This is a genomic window from Sorangium sp. KYC3313 (genome assembly GCF_052075895.1).
Taxonomy (GTDB): Bacteria; Myxococcota_A; Polyangia; order Polyangiales; family Polyangiaceae; genus Sorangium; species Sorangium cellulosum_B.
Window position 1 is genome coordinate 9,943,096 of sequence record NZ_CP197255.1, and the last position, 22,597, is coordinate 9,965,692.

Annotated in this window: 12 protein-coding genes; 9 read left to right on the forward strand and 3 right to left on the reverse strand. The window is 73.8% G+C overall.

Features of this window, described 5'->3' with window-relative positions:
- Window positions 1–73: 73 nt before the first annotated feature.
- Window positions 74–2,056: a hypothetical protein gene (locus ACSRUE_RS37715; protein WP_441287800.1), complete on the reverse strand. Its 1,983-nt coding sequence runs from the start codon at window positions 2,054–2,056 to the stop codon at window positions 74–76.
- A gap of 245 nt (window positions 2,057–2,301) precedes the next feature.
- Between ACSRUE_RS37715 and ACSRUE_RS37720 the strand changes: the two genes are divergently transcribed.
- The 4 genes from ACSRUE_RS37720 to ACSRUE_RS37735 are packed head-to-tail and all read left to right on the forward strand — an operon-like array spanning window position 2,302 to window position 10,589.
- Complete coding sequence (locus ACSRUE_RS37720) at window positions 2,302–3,906, forward strand: TIGR02677 family protein (protein WP_441287801.1); 1,605 nt, start codon at window positions 2,302–2,304, stop codon at window positions 3,904–3,906.
- Complete coding sequence (locus ACSRUE_RS37725; protein ID WP_441287802.1) at window positions 3,903–5,204, forward strand: TIGR02678 family protein; 1,302 nt, start codon at window positions 3,903–3,905, stop codon at window positions 5,202–5,204. The genes ACSRUE_RS37720 and ACSRUE_RS37725 overlap by 4 nt, the downstream gene beginning before the upstream one ends.
- On the forward strand, window positions 5,201–9,331 hold the full coding sequence (locus ACSRUE_RS37730) for a TIGR02680 family protein (protein ID WP_441287803.1): 4,131 nt from the start codon (window positions 5,201–5,203) through the stop codon (window positions 9,329–9,331). Before ACSRUE_RS37725 ends, ACSRUE_RS37730 begins: the two co-directional genes overlap by 4 nt.
- Window positions 9,332–9,347: 16 nt before the next feature.
- Window positions 9,348–10,589 (forward strand): TIGR02679 family protein, encoded by a 1,242-nt coding sequence (locus ACSRUE_RS37735; protein WP_441287804.1) that lies wholly within the window; start codon window positions 9,348–9,350, stop codon window positions 10,587–10,589.
- A gap of 791 nt (window positions 10,590–11,380) precedes the next feature.
- Here the strand turns inward: ACSRUE_RS37735 and ACSRUE_RS37740 are convergent.
- Window positions 11,381–12,265 carry a LysR family transcriptional regulator gene (locus tag ACSRUE_RS37740; RefSeq protein WP_441287805.1) on the reverse strand — a complete coding sequence of 295 codons (885 nt, stop codon included), beginning with the start codon at window positions 12,263–12,265 and terminating at the stop codon, window positions 11,381–11,383.
- 98 nt (window positions 12,266–12,363) lie between these two features.
- Here ACSRUE_RS37740 and ACSRUE_RS37745 point away from each other — a divergent pair, with 98 nt between their 5' ends.
- The 5 genes from ACSRUE_RS37745 to ACSRUE_RS37765 all read left to right on the forward strand — a co-directional run bounded on the left by ACSRUE_RS37745 (window position 12,364) and on the right by ACSRUE_RS37765 (window position 21,829).
- The gene (locus tag ACSRUE_RS37745) at window positions 12,364–14,328 is read left to right on the forward strand and encodes a multicopper oxidase family protein (RefSeq protein WP_441287806.1); all 1,965 of its coding nucleotides are present in this window, start codon (window positions 12,364–12,366) and stop codon (window positions 14,326–14,328) included.
- Between the two features lie 72 nt (window positions 14,329–14,400).
- Window positions 14,401–15,444, forward strand: coding sequence for an SDR family oxidoreductase (locus tag ACSRUE_RS37750; RefSeq protein ID WP_441287807.1), 1,044 nt, complete (start codon window positions 14,401–14,403; stop codon window positions 15,442–15,444).
- Window positions 15,445–15,605: 161 nt separating this feature from the next.
- Window positions 15,606–17,393 (forward strand): thiamine pyrophosphate-requiring protein, encoded by a 1,788-nt coding sequence (locus ACSRUE_RS37755; protein ID WP_441287808.1) that lies wholly within the window; start codon window positions 15,606–15,608, stop codon window positions 17,391–17,393.
- Between the two features lie 2 nt (window positions 17,394–17,395).
- Window positions 17,396–18,502, forward strand: coding sequence for an enolase C-terminal domain-like protein (locus ACSRUE_RS37760; protein ID WP_441293174.1), 1,107 nt, complete (start codon window positions 17,396–17,398; stop codon window positions 18,500–18,502).
- Window positions 18,503–18,511: 9 nt separating this feature from the next.
- The gene (locus ACSRUE_RS37765; RefSeq protein ID WP_441287809.1) at window positions 18,512–21,829 is read left to right on the forward strand and encodes an FAD-binding and (Fe-S)-binding domain-containing protein; all 3,318 of its coding nucleotides are present in this window, start codon (window positions 18,512–18,514) and stop codon (window positions 21,827–21,829) included.
- An 80-nt stretch (window positions 21,830–21,909) separates the two neighbouring features.
- Here the strand turns inward: ACSRUE_RS37765 and ACSRUE_RS37770 are convergent, their stop codons facing one another.
- The gene (locus ACSRUE_RS37770) at window positions 21,910–22,473 is read right to left on the reverse strand and encodes a vitamin K epoxide reductase family protein (RefSeq protein WP_441287810.1); all 564 of its coding nucleotides are present in this window, start codon (window positions 22,471–22,473) and stop codon (window positions 21,910–21,912) included.
- Window positions 22,474–22,597: the final 124 nt, after the last annotated feature.

The window sequence follows — 22,597 nt, forward strand, 5'->3', positions numbered from 1 at the left end:
GGGAGATGAGGGATTTCTCGCCTCGCCCCCCCGGCGCATCGTGGATTTTCTCGAATAAATTCGAATAGATGCTTCAGAGCAGGTACTTGACCCCGAAGCCGAACTCGATGAACCCGAGCCCAGCCGGGTCCGAGACGACATCGTCCTTCTTGTTCCAGAGGAACTTGTAACGATAGCAGGCGCCGTCGCACCCCTCTTGATCCTTCTTCTTGAAGGGCGCCGCCAGGCGCAGGGAAGCGCCGCCGGAGACGACGAGGTGCTTCGAGAGGGCGGGCACGCCGACCATCACCTCGATCCGAGGGGTCACGGCGTTCAGGAGGACGCGGCCCGAATCCTCGTACTCGACCGCCTCCGAGCGCCGGAGCGCGAGCTCGCTCAGCGGGGCGAGGAGGTCGATGAAGGAGGGTTGGAGGGCGAGATAATAGGCATCCGTATAACGCACGACGCCGCGCAGGTTGACGGTGTTCGCGGACGGCACGATCCTCGGCGATCCGCCCTCGCCGTCGATGTAGCTCGGGCTCCACGACACGCGCAGCCCCATGTCGGGCCTGTAGAAGGCGTGACCCCACGGGCGATCCATTCCGCCCCCCGTGCCCAGCTCCCGGAGCACCTCGACGGACGCCTCCCGGAACGCGGCCCTGTCGGCGTCGGAAGGGTTCTTGTCGTCGACCGTCGCGAGGACGTAGACGATGACCGACTCGGCGAAGCGCCGGTAGATCTCGACCTGATCCCCCTCGCCTCCGGGCCGCGAGGAGAAGAACGTCCTGATCGCGCGGCTCGCTGCCTCCCCGTACTCGCCCTGGCCGGCGAGCCGGATCGCCGGCCAGAGGTCCGCCTGGAGGTCGCCGATCTTCGTCAGCGCCGAGGACTGTCGCTCGATCTGGGCGCAGACCTGGCCGATCAGGTCCTTGTCACAGAGATCGCGGAGCGCGCCGCCGGCGGCGCCGATGACGTTCACGAAGCTCACGAGCTCGAGGTTGTTCGCGCCGCCCCGCGTGCCGATGTTCCACTGGACCCGGAGGCGATCGAGGTTGTTCAACCTGGAGCGGAGCTCCCGGGCACGAGCGGCTGCGTCTGCCTCGGCGGCGGCGGGCGCGGCGGGCGCGGCGGGCGCGGCGGACAAGAGGACAGGGATGATCTCGTCGAGCTTCTTGCCACCGCGCAGGACGTCTCTCGTGACCAGGACCGCCTCATCCAGGAGTGTTCTCTTCACGGCGTCGTCCGTCACCTCGAGCGCCTTCACCGCGGTCGCCCCGACCACGACGGCGGCGGCCCTGATGAAGTGCTCCTCCGCCAGGGCGCCTTTCCTCTGGAGAATGGCGCGAACGGCGAACGCGAGCTCACAGGCGTAGCTGGTGCCTGACGCTGCGCTCGCGCCGCAATCCCGCTCGAGCGGCGACGGCGCGCCTGCGTCGGTGACGCCCGACGCGAGCTCCTCCTTGAGCACGGAGACACAGGTGTTCAACGACCGCGGATCGAGCTTGGTCCACGTCAGCTTGCTTGGCGCCGCGCGCTCGGCGCGAGCGTCGTCGGCGCTCGCGAACTTGTGCAGGAGCTCGATGCTCTGCGTCCCCTGCGGCCTTCTTATCTGGCCCTCGTTCGACGTGAGCCCGACGTAGACCATGTGCCCCGCGAAGCCTGCGGCCTCGTCCGTGACGCTCGTCCGGATCGCGCTGAACTGCCGCCGGAAGACCCGCTGGAGCGTGAGAGGGAAATAGGTGAGGATCGGGAACCCCCTCCTCAGGAGAAGCCTTAGCTCGTCGCGCCGCTTCTCGAGCGCGTCCTTCTCGGGGCCCGCCGCCGTGTCTTCGAGCTTGTCGACGATCCCTGCGTACTCTTGCAGGTGCTGATCCGCGCTCGCCAGGCGCGCCGTCTGACACACCAGGTTGGGTGCGACCGCCTCGGCGACCTCCCGCTGGATCAGATCCTCGATGATGTCCCTCACGTCCTCGTAGACCGCGTCAGCGATCTGCGCGCGCGCCGTTCCCGCGAAGCCGGTCACCGCCATCGCAGCGGCCGCGCACGAGGTCGCGATCTTCCGGTGATGTCTCGCCATGGCACTCTCCCGGCTGTCGCTCGATGGACGGCCAGCTCGATCCGAACTCCTCCGGACGGGGAGCCCCAAGAACAAAAAAAAACACCGTGCATGAGAATTCAACCAGGCAAATCGCAATGCACTCCACGCGCAGGCTTCGTGATGCGGCCGCGCGCCCCTCCATTGACGGTCACGCGACGCCGGTAGTAGGTAGCGCCGGCGTTCGATGGCGGGCCAGCGCCCCGCGGCGCGAGCGTGCGGTCATCATGGAAGAGTCGTCGGCCAAGCTTCCAGCCTTCTCTTACCTGACGGCCGAGAACGCGGCGCTCTACCGCGCCATCATGCGCTCGTTCGTCGAGGCGCGGGAGCGCTTCGTGCTGCACCTCCGGCCGGCGGACGTCCTCCGCGCCGTCCGGGAGGTCGGCCTCGACCCGGCCGCCGTGGACACGGCGCTCCAGAAGCTCTGCGAGTGGGGGAACCTGCAATCCCACCTGGACACGGCGGATGTCGCGACCGTCGAGGAGTTCTACCGGCCGCGCTTCCTGTACCAGCTCACCCCGCAGGGAGAGGCGGTGGAGCGCGCGGTGGGCGCCTATTTCGAGGCGCTCGCGCAGCGCGGCGAGCTCCAGGCCGCGGCGCTCGACGACATCCGCACCTTGCTGGAGAGCGTCGCGCAGATGCTCTCCCGGCCGGAGCTCGACGACAGCGCGGTCCACCTCGCGCTCTCGGCGCTGCGCGCGCGCTTCGGCGAGCTCACCACGCAGGCGCAGGCGTTCATGGGCAGCCTCCAGCGCAGCATCGACCTGCACGCGGCCGGCGTGGCGAGCTTCCTCGCGTACAAGCAGCGCCTCATCGACTACCTCGAGCGCTTCGTCGGCCAGCTCGTCATCGCCACGGCGGACATCGCTGAGCTCCTCGGCCGCGTCGACGGCGCGGCGGCGCAGCGGCTCGCGGACAGCGCCGGCAGGCGCGAGGTCGCCGACGCGCTCGACGGCGAGGAGGCCGACCAGCGGGCCGCGGCCGCGCGGTGGGAGGCGCGGATCGAAGGCGTCCGCGGCTGGTTCATCGGCCGGCCGGGCGCGCCGTCGCAGGCGGAGGAGCTCAGGGCCCGCGCCCGCGCCGCCATCCCCGCCCTGCTCTCCGCCGTCGCGAGCCTGCACGACCGCCGCTTCACCCGCAGCGACCGCGCCGCCGACCTCCGCACCCTCGCCCGGTGGTTCGCCGAGGCCCCGAGCGACGCGGACGCCCACCGCGTCTGGCGCGCCGCGTTCGCCCTCGCCTCGACCCGGCACCTCTTCGTCAACGAGGAGGCGATGGCCGAGCGCGAGGCCGCGCCGGTCCCCGCCAGCCGCTCGTGGCTCGACGCGCCGCCGCTCCGCATCTCGCCGCGCCTCCGCGCCACCGGCCGGCACGCGCGGCCCGGCCGTCCGAGCGACGTGATCGACCGATCCCGCGAGAAGGCGCTCCTGCTCGCGCACGAGGACGAGGACGAGCGCGCCATCGCCGACGCGCGCGCCCGGCTCGCCACGGGCCGGCCGACGCGCCTGTCCGAGCTCGGCCGGCTCGATCCGCTGGCCTTCGAGATGCTCCTCGACTGGCTGGGCGAGGCGCTCGCCGCGGGCGGCGGCGAGACCACCTCGGCCGACGGGGCGATCGCCATCTCCCTGGTCCCCACGAACGACGGCCAGGTCGCGACGGTGGAGACGCCATCGGGCACCTTCCGCGGACCGGATCACCTCCTGACGCTCCGCTCGCTCGCCCCGGACGAGGCGCCCCGGTCCCGGCATCGCGCGCCCGCCCCCGAGAACGCGGCCCCGTCCTGGCACCGCACGCCCGCCCCGCCGGGACCTCCGCCCGCGGAGCGCCCATGACGCGCGCCCTCGAGGCCCAGGAGCGCCACGAGCGGCAGAGGGCGCTGCGGGCCCTCCTGCGCCACCCCCTCCTGCCGGCCGCAGGCGCGCACGCCGCGTCGTTCCTGCTCGTGCGGCGGCACGCCGCCGCGCTCCGCGCCTGGCTCGCCCGCTACCCCCGCTGGTCGCTGCTCGTCGAGCCCGAGCAGGCGCGCCTGCGCAAGACGCCGGCCGACCTCGCCGACGGCACGCGGCCGGCGCTCGACCCGCACCACGGCACCCCGTTCACGCGCCGCCGTTACGTGCTGCTCTGCCTGGCCCTGCTCGCGCTGGAGGGCGAGGACCGCCAGACCACGCTCGGGCGGCTCGCCGAGCGCATGGTGGGGTATTTCGCCGACGACCCGGCGCTCACCCGCGCCGGCGCCTTCGAGCTCGACGTGCAGGACCAGCGGCGCGATCTCGTCCACGTCGTCCGCCTCCTCCTCGATCTGCGCGTGCTCACGCGCGTCGCCGGCGAGGAGCAGGGCTTCATCGCCGATCAGCGCCGCGACGTGCTCTACAGCGTGAGCCGGCCCGCCGTCGCCGCCATGTTGAACGTACGCCGCGGGCCCTCGACGCTGGAGGCGACCGACGCCGCGGACCTCGCCGCGCGGCTCGCCGGCATCGTCGAGGAGCTCGCCCCGGAGACGGACGACGCCCGCAACCAGGCGCTGCGGGCCCGGCTCTTCCGGAGGCTCCTCGACGATCCGGTCGTCTACTACGAGGACCTCGCCCCGGAGGAGCGCGCGTACCTCACGACCCAGCGGCCCTTCGTCGTCGACGAGATCGAGCGGGCGACAGGGCTCGTCGCCGAGGCGCGGCGCGAGGGGCTGGCGATGGTCGATCCCGACGAGGAGCTCAGCGATCTCGCGATGCCGGAAGAGGGCACCGAGGGGCACCTGACGCTGCTCGTGGCGGAGTGGCTCGCGGGCCGCGCGCGCGACGGCAGGCTCGTCGGCCGGGCCGCGGTCGAGCAGCGCGTGGCGGAGCTCGTCGCCGAGCACCGCGGGCGCTGGAGGAAGGCGGCGCTCGGCGCGGGCGCCGAGGTGGAGCTCACCGACAGGGCGCTCGATCGGCTCTCCGCGCTCCGCCTGCTGCGCTGGACGCCCGCGGGGGTCGCGCCGCTCCCCGCCATCGCCCGGTACGCCGTCGTCGCCCCTTCCGGCCCCTCGGGACCGGCGGGCGCGCCGCGCTCCGGAGCGCCGCTGGCCGGCCCGAGCGCTCCGGCCGGCCGGGCCGACGGCGCGCCGCGCGCGAGGACGCCGAGGAAGACGCGATGACCCTGCCTTCCCCCGTGACCCGACGCTGGCAGCCGCTCCGCAGCGGGCTGCTCAACCTCTACCGCTACGACAGCGAGGAGTTCGTCTTCGAGGGCGGCCGGCTGCTCCTGCGCGGCAACAACGGCAGCGGCAAGTCGCGCGTGCTCGCGCTGCAGCTGCCGTTCCTGCTCGACGGCGAGGTGAGCCCCCACCGCCTGGAGCCGGACGCCGACCCGGCGAAGCGCGTCGAGTGGAACCTGCTCCTCGGCCGCTACGAGGAGCGGCGCGGCTACACCTGGCTCGAGCTCGGCCGGCGCGACGACGACGGGGCCGAGCACTACCTGACGCTCGGCTGCGGGCTGCACGCGGTCGAGGGCCGCGGGCTCGCGGGCAAGTGGCTCTTCGTCACCTCGAAGCGCGTCGGGCGCGATCTGTTCCTGCAGAGCGCCGGCGCCGCGATCGGGAGGGAGCGGCTGGAGGCGGAGCTCGGCGGGAGCGGCGAGGTGTTCACGAGCGCCGCGGCCTACCGCGCCGCCGTCGATCGCCGGCTCTTCCAGCTCGGCGATCGGTACGGCGCGCTGCTCGACCTCCTGATCCAGCTGCGGCAGCCGCAGCTGTCGCGAAAGCTCGACGAGGCGCAGCTCTCGAGGGCGCTCTCGACGGCGCTGCCGCCCGTGCCGCCCGCGGTCGTGGCCGACCTGGCCGAGTCCTTCAGGAGCCTCGAGGCGGATCGCGCGGCGCTCGACGGCTTCGCCGCGGCGAGCGCGGCGTCGTCGGCGTTCCTCGACGAGTACCGGCGCTACGTGAGGGTCGCCGCGCGGCGGCGCGCGGCCGCGGTGCGGAGCGGGCACGCCGCGTACGAGGCCGTGATGCGGGAGCTGCGGGCGGCGGAGGCGGGCCTCGACGAGGCCAGGGCCGCCGGGGAGCAGGCGGCCGCGCGCGAAGGGGAGGCCGAGCGCGCGGCGCGCGGCGCGGCGCGCGAGGTCGAGACCCTGAGCCGGCGCCCCGAGATGGACCAGGCGCGCGCCCTCGACGAGGCGCGGGGGGCGGCGCAGGCCGCGGCGAGCGACGCGAGGGAGGCGGAGCTCGAGCACCGCCGGGCCGTCGAGCAGGCCGAGCGGCGCGGCAGCGAGCGCGAGGAGGCCGCCGCGAGCGCGCGTGCCGAGCGCGACGCGCTCGCGGCGACGGTCGCCGCGGCGGAGGGCGCCGGCGCGGAGGTCGGCCTGCCCCCGCCGGCGCTGCCCGGCGGCTGGGAGGCCGATCCGGGCGGCCGCGCGCTCCCGGGCGCGCAGGCGCGCTTCGACGCGGCCGTGGCCGAGCGCCGCCGGGGCGTCGCGCACCTGCGCAAGCTCGACGGCGAGCTCGCGTCGGCGCGCGCCGCGCGGGAGCGCGCCGACGCGGCGCTGGAGGGCGCGGCCGCGCGGCTCGAGCGCGCGCGGGAGCGGGCGGCCGCGGCGCTCGGGCACCGGGAGGCGGAGGCCGACGCGCTCGTCGGCGCGTGGCGCGCGTGGGCGCGCGGGCTCTCGGAGCTCCCGATCGGAGGCACGGACGTCGACGACGTGGCCGACGCGATCGCGGCGTGGGCCGAGCACGGCGACGGCGAGAGCCCCGCGGCGCTGGCGGCGCAGCGCGCGCTCGCCGACGCCCAGGGGCGGCTCGCCGCGGCGCGGGCCGAGGCCGATCGCGCCCTCGCCGTGGCGGAGGAGGCGCGGCGCGCGCTCGAGGAGGAGCGGGCCGCCCTCGAGCGCGGCGCGCACCGTGGCCCGGAGCCGCCGCCGTCGCGCGCGCCGGGCGCTCGCGAGGGGCGCCCTGGAGCGCCGCTGTGGCAGCTGTGCGACTTCGATCCCGGGCTCGACGCGGCCGGCCGGGCGGGCCTGGAGGCCGCGCTCGAGGCCGCGGGGCTGCTCGACGCCTGGGTGACGCCCGGAGGCGAGCTCCTGGCCGAGGGGGTGCTCGACACGGCGCTCTCGGCCGCCGGGGAGCAGGCGCTCCCGCGCGAGCAGCAGCTCGGCCGCTGGCTGCGCGCGTCGCCTGCGCTCGCGGCCGAGGGAGCGCCCGGCGCGCCGCCGGTGCCGCCGGACGTGGTGCGGGCCGTGCTGGCGCGCATCGGCGCCGGCCGCGGCGCGGGCCGGATCTGGGCCGACGTCTCGGGCAGCTTCGCGCTCGGCCCGCTGCACGGGGCCTCTGCCAAGGCCGAGGCGGAGCACGTCGGCCACGCGTCGCGCGAGGCGGCGCGGAAGCGGCGGCTCGCGGCGATCGAGGAGGCGCTCCGCGAGGCGGCGGCGGCGCGCTCGGCCGCCCTGACCGCGGGGGCCGAGCTCGATCGCCGCGCGCGCGTCGCCCGCGAGGAGGCGGCCGGCGCGCCGTCTTCCGCGGCGCTGCGGCGCGCGCTGGCCGCGGAGCAGGCGGCGGAGGCGGCCGTCGTCGACGCCCGCGCCGCGCTCGCGGAGGAGGAGGAGCGCGCGCTCTCGCGGCGGCAGCGCGAGGCGCAGGCGCTCGCGGAGCGGGACCGTGCCGCGGCGGACCTCGGGCTCGCGGCGTGGGTCGGGGCGCTCGACCGGCACGACGCCGCGCTCGCGGCGCTGGTCCACGCCGCGGCGGCGATGTGGCCGACGGCGCGCGGCGCCGCGGCGGCGCTCCGCCGCGCGCAGAAGGCCGAGGAGGAGGCGCGGCTCGCCGAGGGGCGCGCCGTCTCCCGCGCCGAGGCGCGCCAGCGGGCCGCCTCCCGCCTCCACGAGGCGGAGGTGCACCGGGACACGCTGGAGCGGACGACGGGGGCGCTGGTCGACGAGATCCTGCGCCAGCTCGCCGAGGCGCGGGAGCGGCGCGAGGCGCGCGACGCGGAGCACCGCGCGGCGCAGCGCGCGCACGGCGACGCGCGGGTGGCCGAGGCGCGCGCGCAGGCGAAGATCGAGCCGCTCCGCGATGGGCTCGAGCGCGCGGCGCGCGAGCGGGCGGGGCACGTCGAGGCGCTCGCGGCGATGGCGCGGGCGCGGCTCCTGTCCGTGCTGGAGATGGCGGACGCCGAGCCCGGGAGCGAGGGGGCCGCCGGGTGGTCGCCGACGCGGGCGGTGGAGGTGGCGCGGCGGATCGAGGCGTCGAGCGGCGACGTCGAGCACGACGACAGGGCGTGGGAGCGGCTGCAGCGGGGCATCTTCCGGCACGTCGAGGCGCTGCGGGACGCGCTCCTGCCGCACGGCTACGGGCCGCAGACGACGAGCGAGGACGGCCTCGTCGCGGTGACGGTGCCGTTCCAGGACCGGACGTGGGCCGTGCACGACCTCCAGGCGATGCTGGCCGACGAGGTGGCGCACCGCCGGACGGTGCTCGACGCGCGCGAGCGCGAGGTGCTGGAGAACCACCTCATCGGCGAGGTGGCGAGCCACCTGCACGATCTCCTGCACCGGTGCGAGGCCATGGTGCGCGACATGAACCAGGAGCTCGCCGCCCGGCCGACGAGCACCGGGATGAGGCTCCGCTTCTCGTGGGCGCCGCTCGTGGACGGCCCGCCCGGGCTCCTCGAAGCCCGGCACCGGCTGCTGCGGGCGGGCGGCACCTGGTCGCCGGGCGACCGCGCGCTGCTCGCGCGGTTCCTGAAGGAGCGCATCGAGGAGGTGCGCTCTCGCGGCGAGGCGGCGAGCTGGCAGGAGCAGCTCTCGACGGCGCTCGATTACCGGGGGTGGCACGCGTTCGCGGTGGAGCGCCACCAGGACGGCGCGTGGAAGCGGCTGACGAGGCGCACCTACGGGACGGGGTCCGGCGGCGAGAAGGCGCTGGCGCTGACGATCCCGCAGTTCGCCGCGGCGGCCGCGCACTACCGCAGCGCGCACCCGCACGCCCCCCGGCTCATCCTGCTGGACGAGGCGTTCGTGGGCATCGACCCCGACATGCGGGCGAAGTGCATGGGGCTCCTCGCCGCGTTCGACCTCGATTTCGTGATGACGAGCGAGCGCGAGTGGGGGTGTTACGCGACGCTGCCCGGCCTGTCGATCCACCAGCTCACGGTGAGGCCCGGCATCGACGCGGTCGGCGTGACCCGGTGGGTGTGGAACGGGCGGGAGCGGGTGCGCTCGGCCGCCGCGGCGGCGCCGCCGGAGCCGCCGCCCGACGGCGTGACGGGGCCGCTGTTCGGCGGCGGGCTCTCGTGAGCGGCGGCGGCTCCTCGTGAGCGGAGATCGGCTGCGGGCGGTGCTCGGCGCCCGGGAGCTCGGGTGGATCGTGGACAAGGCGCGCCGGCGGCTGGAGCGCGGCGAGCCCGTGCGGGGCGCCGTGGTGCAGCGCCGCGACCCGACGGCCGCGGAGCGCGCTGCGGTCGAGCGTTTGTTCGGCCGGGTGACCCACGGCGGCGCGCTGCGGGTCTCGCTGGACGAGCTGGCGCAGCTCCTCCGGGACGCGGAGCTCTGCGCGGGCGTGGAGGCGGCGGTCGAGGCGCTGACGGGGCCGTTCGTGGACCGTCGCGCCGAGGCGGCGCGGCTCGAGGCGGGCTGGCAGGCGGTCTTCGACGAGGCCGCGGCGTCGGGCGATGGCCGGCCCGAGGTCGGCGTGTGGCTCGATGATCTTCGCGCGTCCGGCCTCGTGCGGCGGCTCTCGTGCGGCGACGTCGGGGCGGCGCGGGTTCTGCTCCGGCAGGCCGTCGCGGTGGTGCGCCGCCTTCCGGCCGAGGGCGTTGCGCTCGCGGAGCTCGCGGCGGCGGTGACCGGGGACAGCCATGCGCTCGACGCGGGCGCGCCGCTCGGCGCGCTGGTGATCCGGTTCGCGGCGGCGCTCTCCGGGGTGACGCGCTGGGAGCGCGCGGCGGAGCGGCGGGAGGCGTGGGATCGGGCGGGCGTGCTGCTGGACGACCTCAGCGCCCCGGTGCTGGTGCTCAACCTGGGAGCGGCGCCGGACAGCCTGGCCGGGCGGGTGCTGGCGATGCACGCGGCGGCGGGGGAGCCCTGCCGGCTCTCGGTCCGACAGCTGTGGCGCGCGCCGCCGCGCCTCGAGGTGTCGGGGCGCGAGGTGTTCGTCTGCGAGAACCCGGCGGTCCTCTCGGCGGCGGCCGACCGCCTCGGGCCGCGCGGGGCGCCGCTCGTCTGCGTGGAGGGGCAGGTCCGGACCGCGGCGCGGCTGCTCCTGGAGCGGCTCCGCGGCGCCGGCGCGACGCTGCGGTACCACGGCGACTTCGACTGGGGCGGCATCCGCATCGGGAACGTGGTGATCGGGAGGCACGGCGCCCTGCCCTGGCGGTATGGGGCCGCGGACTACCGCGCCGCGCCCAAGGGGTCCGAGCTCGCCGGGGTGCCCGTGGCCGCGGCCTGGGACGACGAGCTCTGCGCGGCCATGTGCGACGAGCGGCGCGCGGTGCACGAGGAGGGGGTGGTGGAGGCGCTGATCGAGGATCTACGGCAGGGAGAGGGCGCGGGCTGAGAGGGGGAGCGCGTCCGTTCTGCCTGGCGTGCACAGTCTGTTCGCGTCTCCGGCAGGGGAGGACTGTGCCAGGCAGCCCAGGCCTGTGCCAAACGAGGGGGGTCCGGCACCGGCACAACCGCAATGCATTGCGACACACAGGGGTCCGGACCCCCTCGAAGCGCTCTGCGGAGCGTTTTTTCGCCGGAATTTGTGCCAGATGGCGCCTGAATTTGCGCAATTCTGTGCCAGCTACCCCCTGAAAACGCTCGCTTTTGTGCCAGATGGGGGGTCCGGGACCCTCCAGATCGCAATCCACTGCGTTCGCGCGGGGTCCGGGACCCTCCAGACCGCTATCCACTGCGTTCGCGCGGGGTCCGGGACCCTCCGGACCGCAATCCACTGCGTTCGCGCGGGGTCCGGGACCCCTAGGGATAGCTATCCACTGCGTTCACGCGGGGTCGCGACCCCTAGAATAGCGATCACGTTGTTCAACCGAGAATAAACCGCCAAGACGCCATAAGACGCCATAAGAACAACAAGCATCATGGCGTCTCATGGCGTCTCATGGCGTCTCATGGCGTCTCATGGCACCCTGGCGATTCGAAATTCTGCGCTTTTCAGGCAGTTTCAACCCCCTTATCGCTCTACAGCGCTTTCCGCCCGCTTCTCCTACATGGAGCGCAGAGCGGCGGTCACCCGCACAGGAGACGGGCCCAGATCGGCGTTTTCGGCGCGCAAGCGCACTCCAGTGCGCTGAGCACCGAAAACGTCGAGGTGGGCCCGTATCCGAAGCGGGTGACCGCCGCTCTCTACAGCTTCCCGAGCGACGCGCGCACGTGCCCGATGAACACCTTGATCTTCGGTATCTCCGACAGCGCCCCCGGCACGCTGAGCCGCACCGGCCGCTCCTGCCCGACCACGTCGGGCAGCACCGGCACGAGCACGTCCGGCCCCACGTCGGGGTCGGGCACGAGCGCGTCGGGGACGAGGCCGATGCCCAGGCCGGAGATGCAGCAGTGCCGGATGAAGTGGATGTCCGTCGCGATGAGGGCCGGCTCCACGGTGAAGGGCGCGCCCCGCCGTGTCCGCCAGGTGCGCGCGTCCTCGCCCGGGGCCTGCCACGCGAACAGCTCGTGGTGCTTCAGATCGTCGATCGTCCGTGGCGTGCCGCGCCGCTCCAGGTACGCGCGGCTGGCGATGAGCCACTCGCGGACGCGCAGGACGACGTGCGATATCCAGTGTCCGCCCGGCGCGTCCTCGCCGAAGTGCACCGCGATGTCGATGTCCGTGAGCGCCTCCCCCAGCGGATCGTTGCTGAAGCGGCAGTGGACGTGGAGCCTCGGATACGCGCCGCGAATGGCGGCGAAGAGCGGCGTCAGCACGTGCGGCGGCAACCCCACGGGCAGGATGACCCGCAGCGTGCCCGTGGGCGCGTCGCCCACCTCCCGGATCGAGGCCAGGAGCGCGGCGGCCTCCTGCACCATGCCGCGCCCCTTCCGGGCGAGCACCTGCCCGGCCTCGGTCGGCACGACGCCGCTCCGCACGCTCTCCAGCAGGAGGACGCCGGCGCGCGCCTCCAGCGACGCGACCTGACGCCGCAGCGTCGTGCGCGACGAGCCGAGCGCGCGGGCCGCGCCCAGGAAGGAGCCGACCTCGACCACGGCGAGGAAGGCGCGAAGCTCTTCGAGGTCCATACACCCTGCCACTGTCCGCATTCTAGCCAGGGGTGACCGTCTTCGGCCATCCACATGCCGCGCCGCTCGATAGCGTCGCGAAAGGAGGAGACAAGTCGATGGCACGAGACGATTCGCACGCGCTCACGCGCACAGGCTCGCTCGCGGCGCTGGCCCTCTCCCTCGCGGCGCTCGCTGGCTGCGGCGGAGGCGAGGAGACGAGCACGACGAGCACGACGCCGCAGACGACGTCCACGTACGAGGACCCCCCCGAGCTCCAGCCGGGCGCGGATGGAGCGTACGAGCTGCGTTTCGGCCCGAGCGAGGTCGAGATCGACGGGCGGCGGTTCTGTCTCCGTGCATACAACGGAATGACCAGCGGCCCCACGATCCGCATTCCGAAGGGCGAGGATCGCAGGGTCCACGTGACCCTGCATAACGACTTCACGAAGAGCGACTTCCGCGAGATCGCGAGCATGATGGGCCATGGCAACCGGTCGTGCCACGACTTCAACCTGACGAACTTGCACGGCCACGGCCTGCACGTGCAGCCCAACTTCGCGACGGACGATCCCGCGGACCCGTGCGAGGGGGACGGCTGCGCGCCCGAGGGGAGGTATTTCGGCGACCACGTGCTGCACGAGGTGGGGCCGGGCGAGAGCGCCCGGTACCGCTGGGACCTGGACGAGGACGGGATCCACCACGAGGGCACGGACTGGTACCACCCTCACATCCACGGCTCCACGGCCATCCAGGTCATGGATGGAGCCGCCGGGGCGCTCGTCATCGAGGGCGCGCTCGACGAGCTGCCCGGCATCGCCAGGGCCAGAGAGCGGGTGATGGTCATGACGCAGGTGCCCATCGATCACCGGAACACGGTGCCCTTGAAGGAGGGAGAGACCTGCACCGAGGACAACCTGTCGGTGACCGACTTCCTCGCTGTCGAGTCGCTCCGGGCCACGCTGATCAACGGCAAGCTCAGGCCGCGGCTCACGACGCCGCCCGGGCAGGTGGAGCGCTGGCGCATGGTCTACGCGGGCAGCCCGGACGAGATGGGGATGAAGCTCCACGTCGCGAAGGACGCTTCGTGCTCCGATTTCGACCCCCTTCCCAGGACCCCCATCGAGACGACGCAGATCGCGCGCGACGGGCTGACGCTCCCTCAGTTCTACAGGAGCGACACGGTGTGGGTCTCCCCCGGGTACCGCGCCGACGTGATGGTGAAGATGCCCGAAGGCAAGCAGACGCTCTGTCTCGTGGGCCGCCGGCCGAACGATCTCCTGGGGAGCGTGATCGCGATCGTCGACGTGGATCCGAGCGCGGGCGAGCCCACCGAGGTGAACCTGCCCGCCGAGGAGGACGTGGCCGCGCTCGCGCCGCCCACCTCGTGGACCGGCACGGTCGACGGCGAGCCGATGGAGGTGAGCTGCGATTCGGTCGAGACAGTGCACCAGAAGGTGGTGCTCCTCGTGCCCACGCCGGGGAGCAAGCCGCCGGATCTCAGCAGCGATGTGGCGCTCATGTCCTGTGACCCGGGAGACCACCCGCACGAGGTCGATCCGGACGCGCCGGTGTGCATCTGCCCGGATCCGAACATCAGCTGCCGCAAGTTCGACGAGCGGCGCGCCCGCGGCTACCGGAGCGATCGGGTCATGACCGTCGGGAGCCCGGAGCGGTGGGAGATCCGCGCGTTCGACGGGCACCCTTTCCATATCCACATCAACCCGTTCCTCGTGTGCCCCAACGAATCGAACAAGGAGCCCAACTTCGCCCACTGGCGAGACACGATGTGGGTCCAGGTCGAGGACGGGCCGCGCGACGTGATCATGAACCCCAGGAAGTTCACGGGCCAGTTCGTGGCGCACTGCCACAAGCTGAACCACGAGGACGAAGGGATGATGGAGCTCGTGGAGATCTGCGACCCGGGAGATGAGGAGTGCCTGTGTCAGGGGACGGACGAGAGCGGCGCGTGCATCTCCCAGGCAGGGTGTCAGCCGGACGATCTCGCGTGCCAGTTCGCGAAGGCGGCGACCGACGCGTACCCGGCGCCGCCGGCGCCGGACCTGGAGCTGTGCGGGCCGTGAGCTCCCCTCGCGGTCGCTGACTCGCCGGGTGGCATTCACGTTGCCTGACGCCGCGGGCGAGGTGGGAGCACGATGGAAATCGACGGAGGCAGGCGGCCAGAGGTCGTTGTGATCACGGGGGCGTCGGCGGGCGTCGGGCGCGCCACGGTGAGGCGGTTCGCGCGCGAAGGCGCGCGCATCGGCCTCGTCGCGCGCGGGCTCGACGGGCTCGAGGGGGCGCGTCGCGAGGCAGAGGACGCCGGGGCGAGCGCGCTCGTCCTGCCGACCGACGTCGCCGATTTCGCGCAGGTCGAGGCCGCGGCCGCGGCCGTCGAGGAGCGCTTCGGCCCGATCGACGCCTGGATCAACGTCGCGATGACGTCGGTCTTCTCGCCGGTGAAGGAGACGCTACCGGAGGAGTACGAGCGCGTCATGAAGGTCAACTACCTCGGCTATGTGCACGGGACGCTCGCGGCGCTCGCGCGGATGCTCCCCCGCGATCACGGCACCATCGTCCAGGCGAGCTCCGCGCTCGCTCACCGGAGCATCCCGCTCCAGTCGGCCTACTGCGCGTCCAAGCACGCGATCGTGGGCTTCACCGAGTCGCTGCGCAGCGAGCTGTTCCACGACAAGAGCCGCGTGCGCGTGAGCATGGTGCACCTGCCGGCGATGAACACGCCGCAGTTCCTCTGGTCGAAGTCGCGCCTCCCCCGCAAGCCACAGCCGGTCCCGCCGATCTTTCAGCCCGAGGTGGCCGCCGAGGCGCTCTACTGGGCCGCGCACCACGACCGCCGCGACGTCATGGTCGGCCTCCCGACGGTCAAGGCGATCTGGGGGAACCGCGTGATCCCCGGGCTGCTCGATCGATGGCTCGCCCGGGTCGGGTACACGCGGCAGCTGACCGACGAGCCCGCCGATCCCGATCGCGTCGATGACCTGTGGGCGCCTGTGCCGGGCGATTTCGGCGCGCACGGCCCGTTCGACCGGCGCTCGAAGCCCTCGAGCCCGGAGCTCTGGCTCGACCTGCATCGCGGGTCGCTCGGCGCCTTCGCGCTGTGCGCGGCGGCCGTGGTCGGGTTCGGCGCGCGCAGGGCCGCCGCGCGGCGCGCGAGCCCATGGCGGCGCCTCCTCACGTGAGCGACGCGCCGCCCTGCCTGCCCGCGCCCTGCCCGCGCCCGCGCGGATAGCGCACGCTCGCACGCGCAGCCGCGGCACGCAGCGCGCGGCGCGGCGAGGCGGCACGTTTGTCGCACGCCGCGCTGGGCCGAGCTCACGTACGAGCTCGCAGTGAGGGAATCATGGCCCAGACCGTCGGCGAGTTCCTGCTGAGGCGCCTCGTCACGTGGGGTGTCCGGCGCGTCTATGCCTATCCGGGCGACGGCATCAACGGGATCGTCGGGGCGTTCCACCGCGTTCCGGACCTCCGGTTCATCCAGGTGCGGCACGAGGAGATGGCCGCGTTCATGGCGTGCGCCCACGCGAAGTTCACGGGCGAGGTCGGCGTGTGCCTGGCGACCTCGGGGCCCGGCGCGATCCACCTCCTGAACGGGCTCTACGACGCGAAGCTCGACCATCAGCCGGTCGTGGCCATCGTCGGCCAGCAGGACCGCGCCGCGCTCGGCGGGCACTACCAGCAGGAGGTCGACCTCGTGACGCTCTTCAAGGACGTCGCGCACGAGTACGTGCAGATGGCGTCCTCTCCCGCGCAGATGCGCCACCTCATCGATCGCGCGATGCGCATCGCCAAGGCGGAGCGCACCGTCACGTGCGTCATCGTCCCCAAGGACGTCCAGGAGCTCGACGCCGTCGAGCAGCCCCCGCACGCGCACGGCACCGTGCACTCCGGCATCGGCTACGCCTCGCCGCGCGTGGTGCCGAAGGAGGAGGACCTGCGGCGCGCGGCCGACGTGCTCAACGCCGGCAAGCGGGTCGCGATGCTGGTCGGCCAGGGCGCGCTCGGGGCCGCGCCGGAGATCGTGCGCGCCGCCGAGATCCTCGGGTGCGGGGTCGCGAAGGCGCTGCTCGGCAAGGCGGCGCTCCCCGACGACCTGCCCTGGGTCACCGGCGCGATCGGCCTGCTCGGCACCAAGCCGAGCTGGGAGATGATGGCCAACTGCGACACGCTCTTCATGGTCGGCTCGAACTTCCCCTACCCGGAGTTCCTGCCCGAGGAGGGGAAGGCGCGCGGCGTCCAGATCGACATCGACGGCCGGATGCTCGGCCTGCGCTACCCGATGGAGGTCAACCTGATCGGCGACAGCGCCGAGACGCTGCGGGCGCTCCTCCCCTACCTCAAGCTCAAGACGGACCGCTCGTGGCGGCGCAAGCTCGAGGAGAGCGTCGCCGACTGGTGGAAGGTGCTCGAGGCGCGGGCGATGAACGACGCCGATCCGCTGAACCCGCAGCGCGTCTACTGGGAGCTGTCGCCGCGGCTGCCCGACGACTGCATCCTGACCGCCGACTCCGGCTCCTCGGCGAACTGGTACGCGCGCGACATCAAGATCCGGGCGGGGATGATGGCCTCGCTCTCGGGCACGCTGGCGACGATGGGACCCGCGATGCCGTACGCGGTCGCGGCGAAGTTCGCCTTCCCCGACCGCCCGGTCGTCGCGATGGTCGGCGACGGCGCGATGCAGATGAACGGCATCAACGCGCTCATCACCGTCTCGAAGTACTGGCGCGAGTGGAAGGACCCGCGCCTCGTCGTGCTGGTGCTCAACAACCGCGACCTGAACCAGGTCACCTGGGAGCTGCGTGCCATGAGCGGCGATCCCAAGTTCGAGGCGTCCCAGACGCTGCCGGACTTCCCGTACGCGGCCTACGCCGAGGCGCTCGGGCTGGCCGGCGTGCGGATCGACCGCCCGGACCAGGTCGCGCGCACCTGGGACGAGGCCTTCCGGGTCGACCGGCCGGTGGTCGTGGAGGCGATCACCGACCCGGAGGTCCCGCCGCTGCCGCCGCACATCACGCTGAAGCAGGCCACGATGCTCACGTCGGCGCTGCTCCGGGGCGACCCGGGCGGGCGCGGGATCGTCCGCCAGGCGTACCGCGACATGATCGAGAGCTGGATCCCGCACCGGGGTTGACGATGGCCGACGAGGAGCAGCGCGCGTCGGTCCCGATCGAGCGGCTCGAGGTGGCCGCGTACACCGTCCCGACCGACCGTCCGGAGTCGGACGGCACGCTCGCGTGGCGCGAGACGACGCTGGTCGTCGTGCACGCGTCGGCCGGGGGCGAGCGCGGGCTCGGCTACACGTACGCCGACGTCGCGACGGCGCGGCTCGTGGCCGACCGGCTCGCCGGCGTCGTGCGCGGGCGCGACGCGATGGCGGTCCCCGGCGCGTGGGCCGCGATGGTGAGCAGCGTCCGCAACCTCGGCCGGCCGGGGATCGCGCAGATGGCGATCGCCGCCGTCGACGCGGCGCTGTGGGACCTGAAGGCCCGCCTGCTCGCGCTCCCGCTCGCGACGCTGCTCGGCATGGCGCGCGACCGCGCGCCCATCTACGGCAGCGGCGGGTTCACCTCGTACACCGAGGCCGAGCTCGCGGAGCAGCTCGGCGGCTGGGTCTCCGCGGGGATCCCGCGCGTGAAGATGAAGGTGGGGCGCGACCCCGACGCGGATCTCGCGCGCGTGCGCGCCGCGCGCCGCGCCATCGGCCAGGACGCCGCGCTGTTCGTCGACGCCAACGGCGCCTACTCGCGCAAGCAGGCGCTCGCGTTCGCAGAGCGGTTCGCCGGCGAGGGCGTGCGCTGGTTCGAGGAGCCCGTGACCTCGGACGATCTCGACGGGCTGCGGCTCCTGCGCGACCGGGCGCCCGCCGGCATGGACATCGCGGCGGGCGAGTACGGCTACGACCTCGTCTATTTCCGCCGCATGCTGGACGCCGGCGCCGTCGACGTCCTGCAGGCGGACGCGAGCCGCTGCGGGATCACCGGCTTCCTCGCCGCCGCGGCGCTGTGCGAGGCGCGCTCGCTCGACCTGTCGTGCCACTGCGCCCCCTCGCTGCACCTGCACCCGGCGTGCGCGGTGCAGCGGCTCGCGCACATCGAGTTCTTTCACGACCACGTCCGCATCGAGCGGATGCTCTTCGAGGGCGCGGCGGCGCCCGCGGGCGGCGCGCTCGCCCCGGACCTCGGCCGCTCCGGCATGGGGATCTCGCTCCGGCGCGCCGACGCCGAGCGCTTCGCGGTGTGAGGAGAGATCATGCAGCACGTCGAACAGGAACAGAGGCAGGAGCGAGAGAAGGCGCCGGCGGAGGGCAGGCCGACCGAGGCCGTCCAGCGCGAGATCGATCGCGGCGTGATCCGCTTCCCCGGCGAGCGGCGCGTGCGGCTCGCGCCCGCGGCCGGCCCCGAGGTGGAGGCGCTCGCGGACGAGCTCTCGCGCACGGTCGAGGGGGAGGTGCGCTTCACCGCGGGCGACCGGGCGCTCTACGCGACCGACGGGTCGAACTACCGGCAGCTGCCCATCGGCGTCGTCGTGCCGCGCCACAAGAACGACGTGATCGCCGCCGTCGCCGCGTGCCACCGGCACGGCGCGCCCATCCTCGCGCGCGGGGGCGGCACGAGCCTCGCCGGGCAGACGTGCAACGTCGCGGTCGTGCTCGACTTCTCGAAGTACATGCGCGGCGTCCTCGAGCTCGACCCCGCGAGCAGGCGCGCCAGGGTGCTGCCGGGCACGGTGCTCGACACCCTGCGCAACGCCGCGAACGAGTTCGACCTGACCTTCGCGCCGGATCCGTCGACCCACGAGTACTGCACGCTCGGCGGGATGATCGGCAACAACTCGTGCGGCGTGCACTCGGTGCTCGGCGGGCGCACCGCCGACAACGTGCACGAGCTCGAGGTGCTGACGTACGACGGCCTGCGGCTGCGGGTGGGGCCGACGAGCGAGGAAGAGATCGAGGCCATCGTCCGCGCGGGCGGGCGGCGCGGGAGCATCTACGCCGAGCTGCGCGCCATCCGCGACCGGTACGCCGATCTCATCCGCGCCCGTTATCCGCGGATCCCGCGCCGCGTGTCGGGCTACAACCTCGACGAGCTCTTGCCGGAGAACGGCTTCCACGTGGCGCGCGCCCTGGTCGGCACCGAGGGGACGTGCGTCACGGTGCTCGAGGCCACCCTGCGCCTCGTGGGCTGGCCCAGGTTCCGGTCGCTCCTCGTGATCGGCTACCCGGACGTGTTCTCCAGCGGCGACCATGTCCCCGAGGTGATGCGCTGCGGGCCGATCGCCCTCGAGGGGATCGACGACCGCCTCATCGAGGACATGCGCAAGAAGGGGCTGCACGAGCGCTACCTGCGCTACCTCCCGGAGGGCCGCGGCTTCCTGCTGGCCGAGTTCGGGGGCGACACCCGGGAGGAGGCCGACGCGCGGGCGCGCGACGCCATGCAGGCCCTCGGGCGCGGGGCGAACCCGCCGTCGATGAAGCTGTACGACGACCCCGACCAGGAGCAGGCGCTCTGGGAGGTGCGCAAATCCGGCCTCGGCGCGACCGCGCGCGTCCCGGGCGAGCCCGACACGTGGCCCGGCTGGGAGGACTCGGCCGTGCACCCCGACAACCTGGGAGGGTACCTCCGCGACCTGCGCGCGCTGTTCGATCGCCACGGCTACCAGCCCGCGCTCTACGGCCACTTCGGGCAGGCCTGCGTGCACTGCCGCGTCGACTTCGACGTGACGACGCCCGAGGGCATCCGCAACTGGACCCGCTTCCTCGACGAGGCGACCGATCTCGTGGTCCGCTACGGCGGCTCGTTCTCGGGGGAGCACGGCGACGGCCAGGCGCGCGCGCAGTTCCTGCCGAAGATGTACGGCGAGGAGCTCATCGCCGCGTTCCGCCGCTTCAAGGCGGCGTGGGATCCTTCGTTCCGCATGAACCCGGGCAAGGTCGTCGACCCGTACCGCGTCGACGAGAACCTCCGCCTCGGCGCCGACTTCCACCCCGCCGCCGTGGAGACGCACTTCCGCTTCCCGGACGACGACGGCGACTTCACGCGCGCGACCCTGCGCTGCGTGGGCGTGGGCAAGTGCCGGCGCCACGGCGGCGGCACGATGTGCCCGAGCTACATGGTGACGCACGAAGAGGAGCACGCGACGCGCGGGCGGGCGCGCCTGCTCTTCGAGATGCTGGAGGGGGGCGAGCTCCGGGGCTTCCGCGACGACTCGGTGAAGGAGTCGCTCGACCTGTGCCTGGCTTGCAAGGGGTGCAAGGGCGAGTGCCCGGTCCACGTCGACATGGCCACCTACAAGGCGGAGTTCCTGTCCCATTACTACGCGCGGCGGCTGCGGCCGCGCGCCGCCTACACGATGGGGCTCATCCACTGGTGGGCCCGCCTCGGGCAGCTCGTGCCGGGGCTCGCGAACCTCGTGACGCAGACGCCCGCGCTCGCGGCGGTGGCGAAGAAGATCGCGGGCATCGCGCCCGAGCGGAGCATCCCGCCGTTCGCGCGGACGTCGTTCAGGCAGTGGTTCCAGGGGCGGCCGCGGCGCAACGCCGGCGGACCGCAGGTCGTGCTCTGGCCGGACACGTTCAACGACCACTTCTTCCCGGAGACCGCGATCGCCGCGACCGAGGTGCTCGAGTGGGCGGGCTACGAAGTGATCGTCCCGGAGCGCCAGGTCTGCTGCGGCCGGCCCCTCTACGACTTCGGCTTCCTGAAGACGGCCAAGCGCCTGCTGCGGGACGTGATGGGCGCGCTGCGCGACCCGATCGAGCGGGGCGTGCCGGTGGTCGGCCTCGAGCCGAGCTGCGTCTCGGTCTTCCGCGACGAGCTCCACGGGCTCTTCCCCGACGACGCCCTGGCGACGAAGCTCCGGCAGCAGACGCACATGTTCGGCGACTTCCTGAAGGGGGCGGCGGGGGGCGATCCTGGCCGTCCGTCGCCCGGCGAGCGCGGGCTGCCGCGGCTCGATCGGCGCGCTGTGGTGCACGGCCACTGCCATCACAAGGCGATCCTGGGGATGGACGCCGAGCGCGACGTGCTCCACGGCATGGGCCTCGACATCGAGCTCCTGGACTCGGGCTGCTGCGGCATGGCAGGCGCGTTCGGCTTCGAGGAGGGCGCCAAGTACGACGTCTCGATCCGGTGCGGCGAGCGCGTGCTCCTGCCCGCGGTCCGGTCGGCGCCGACGGACGCGCTGATCGTGGCCGACGGCTTCAGCTGCCGCGAGCAGATCAAGCAGACGACCGACAGGCAGGCGCTGCACCTCGCCCAGGTCGTGCGCATGGCGGCGCTGCACGGCCCCGAGGGGCCGGCGGGCGACTACCCCGAGCGCGCCTACCTGCCCGCGCCCGCGGACGTCTACGTGACGCCGCGGACGACGGTGGCGGCGCTCGCCGCGGCGCCGGCGGGCGCGGCGCTCCTCTGGGCGGGCGGCCGCCGGCTCGCGGCCGAGCGGCGGCGGGCGCGGCGGCGCGAGCGCTGGCTCCCGGCGGCGGGCGTCGCGGCCGCGGCGCTCGCGGCGGTGGGGCTGCTCGGGCGGCTCGCGCGGCGCCGCGGAGCGCGATCGCCGGCGCCGCGATGATGGCGGGGCCTCGGGCGCGCGCGGGTCGAGGAACGCCCGCGCGCCAGGCGCAGGCGGCCGGGCCGGCCTGCGCTGCCCTGTCACGACCGCGCTCGCGCGCTCCTCATCGCCCTCCACCCCTCCGGGAGCGAGAGCGCGAGGACGACCATGTTGGCGGTCAGGGCGACGAGGCAGTACGCGCACCAGGCCCTCTCCCGTCTCCGCATCTGGACGAAGAGCCACCCGGACACGGCCGCTTCGACGGCCGCCTTCGCCGCCACGGCGACGGGGATCCCGGGCGTGTCCCTGGCGCGCTCTGCGCCTCCCCAGCCGGCCAGCGCCAGGTTGGAGGCGAAGCTGGTGAGCGAGAGCGGCGCGTCCGGCAGCGTGAGCCCGAACGCGATATCGGAGCTCGTCACCTTGTCCGAGTCGAACCCTGGGAGCGGAGGGTCGGGCAGGTGCTCGATGATCCCGAGCTGAAACAGCGAGACGACCGCCATGCTGGCGCCGCCCGCGAGGGACGCGACGGCGATGAGGCGGCGCCGGGCGAGATCGCTCGATCGGCCGCGCCGGAGCGCGGCGCGAAGCGCGCCGGCACCGGGCAGGCGCGACGCCCGCCGCCTCGCCCGCCGAGCCCTGCCCGATGCGCCCTGGTCTTTCCTCATGATGTCACCCCCTCTCGAGCGCGCGCCTGCATGCGCCCGGCCCCGAGCGCCTGCGCCGGAGGGCCGCACGACACGCGCAGCGCCAAGACGATTCGATTCGACGATTTACGACGATCGCGAGCAA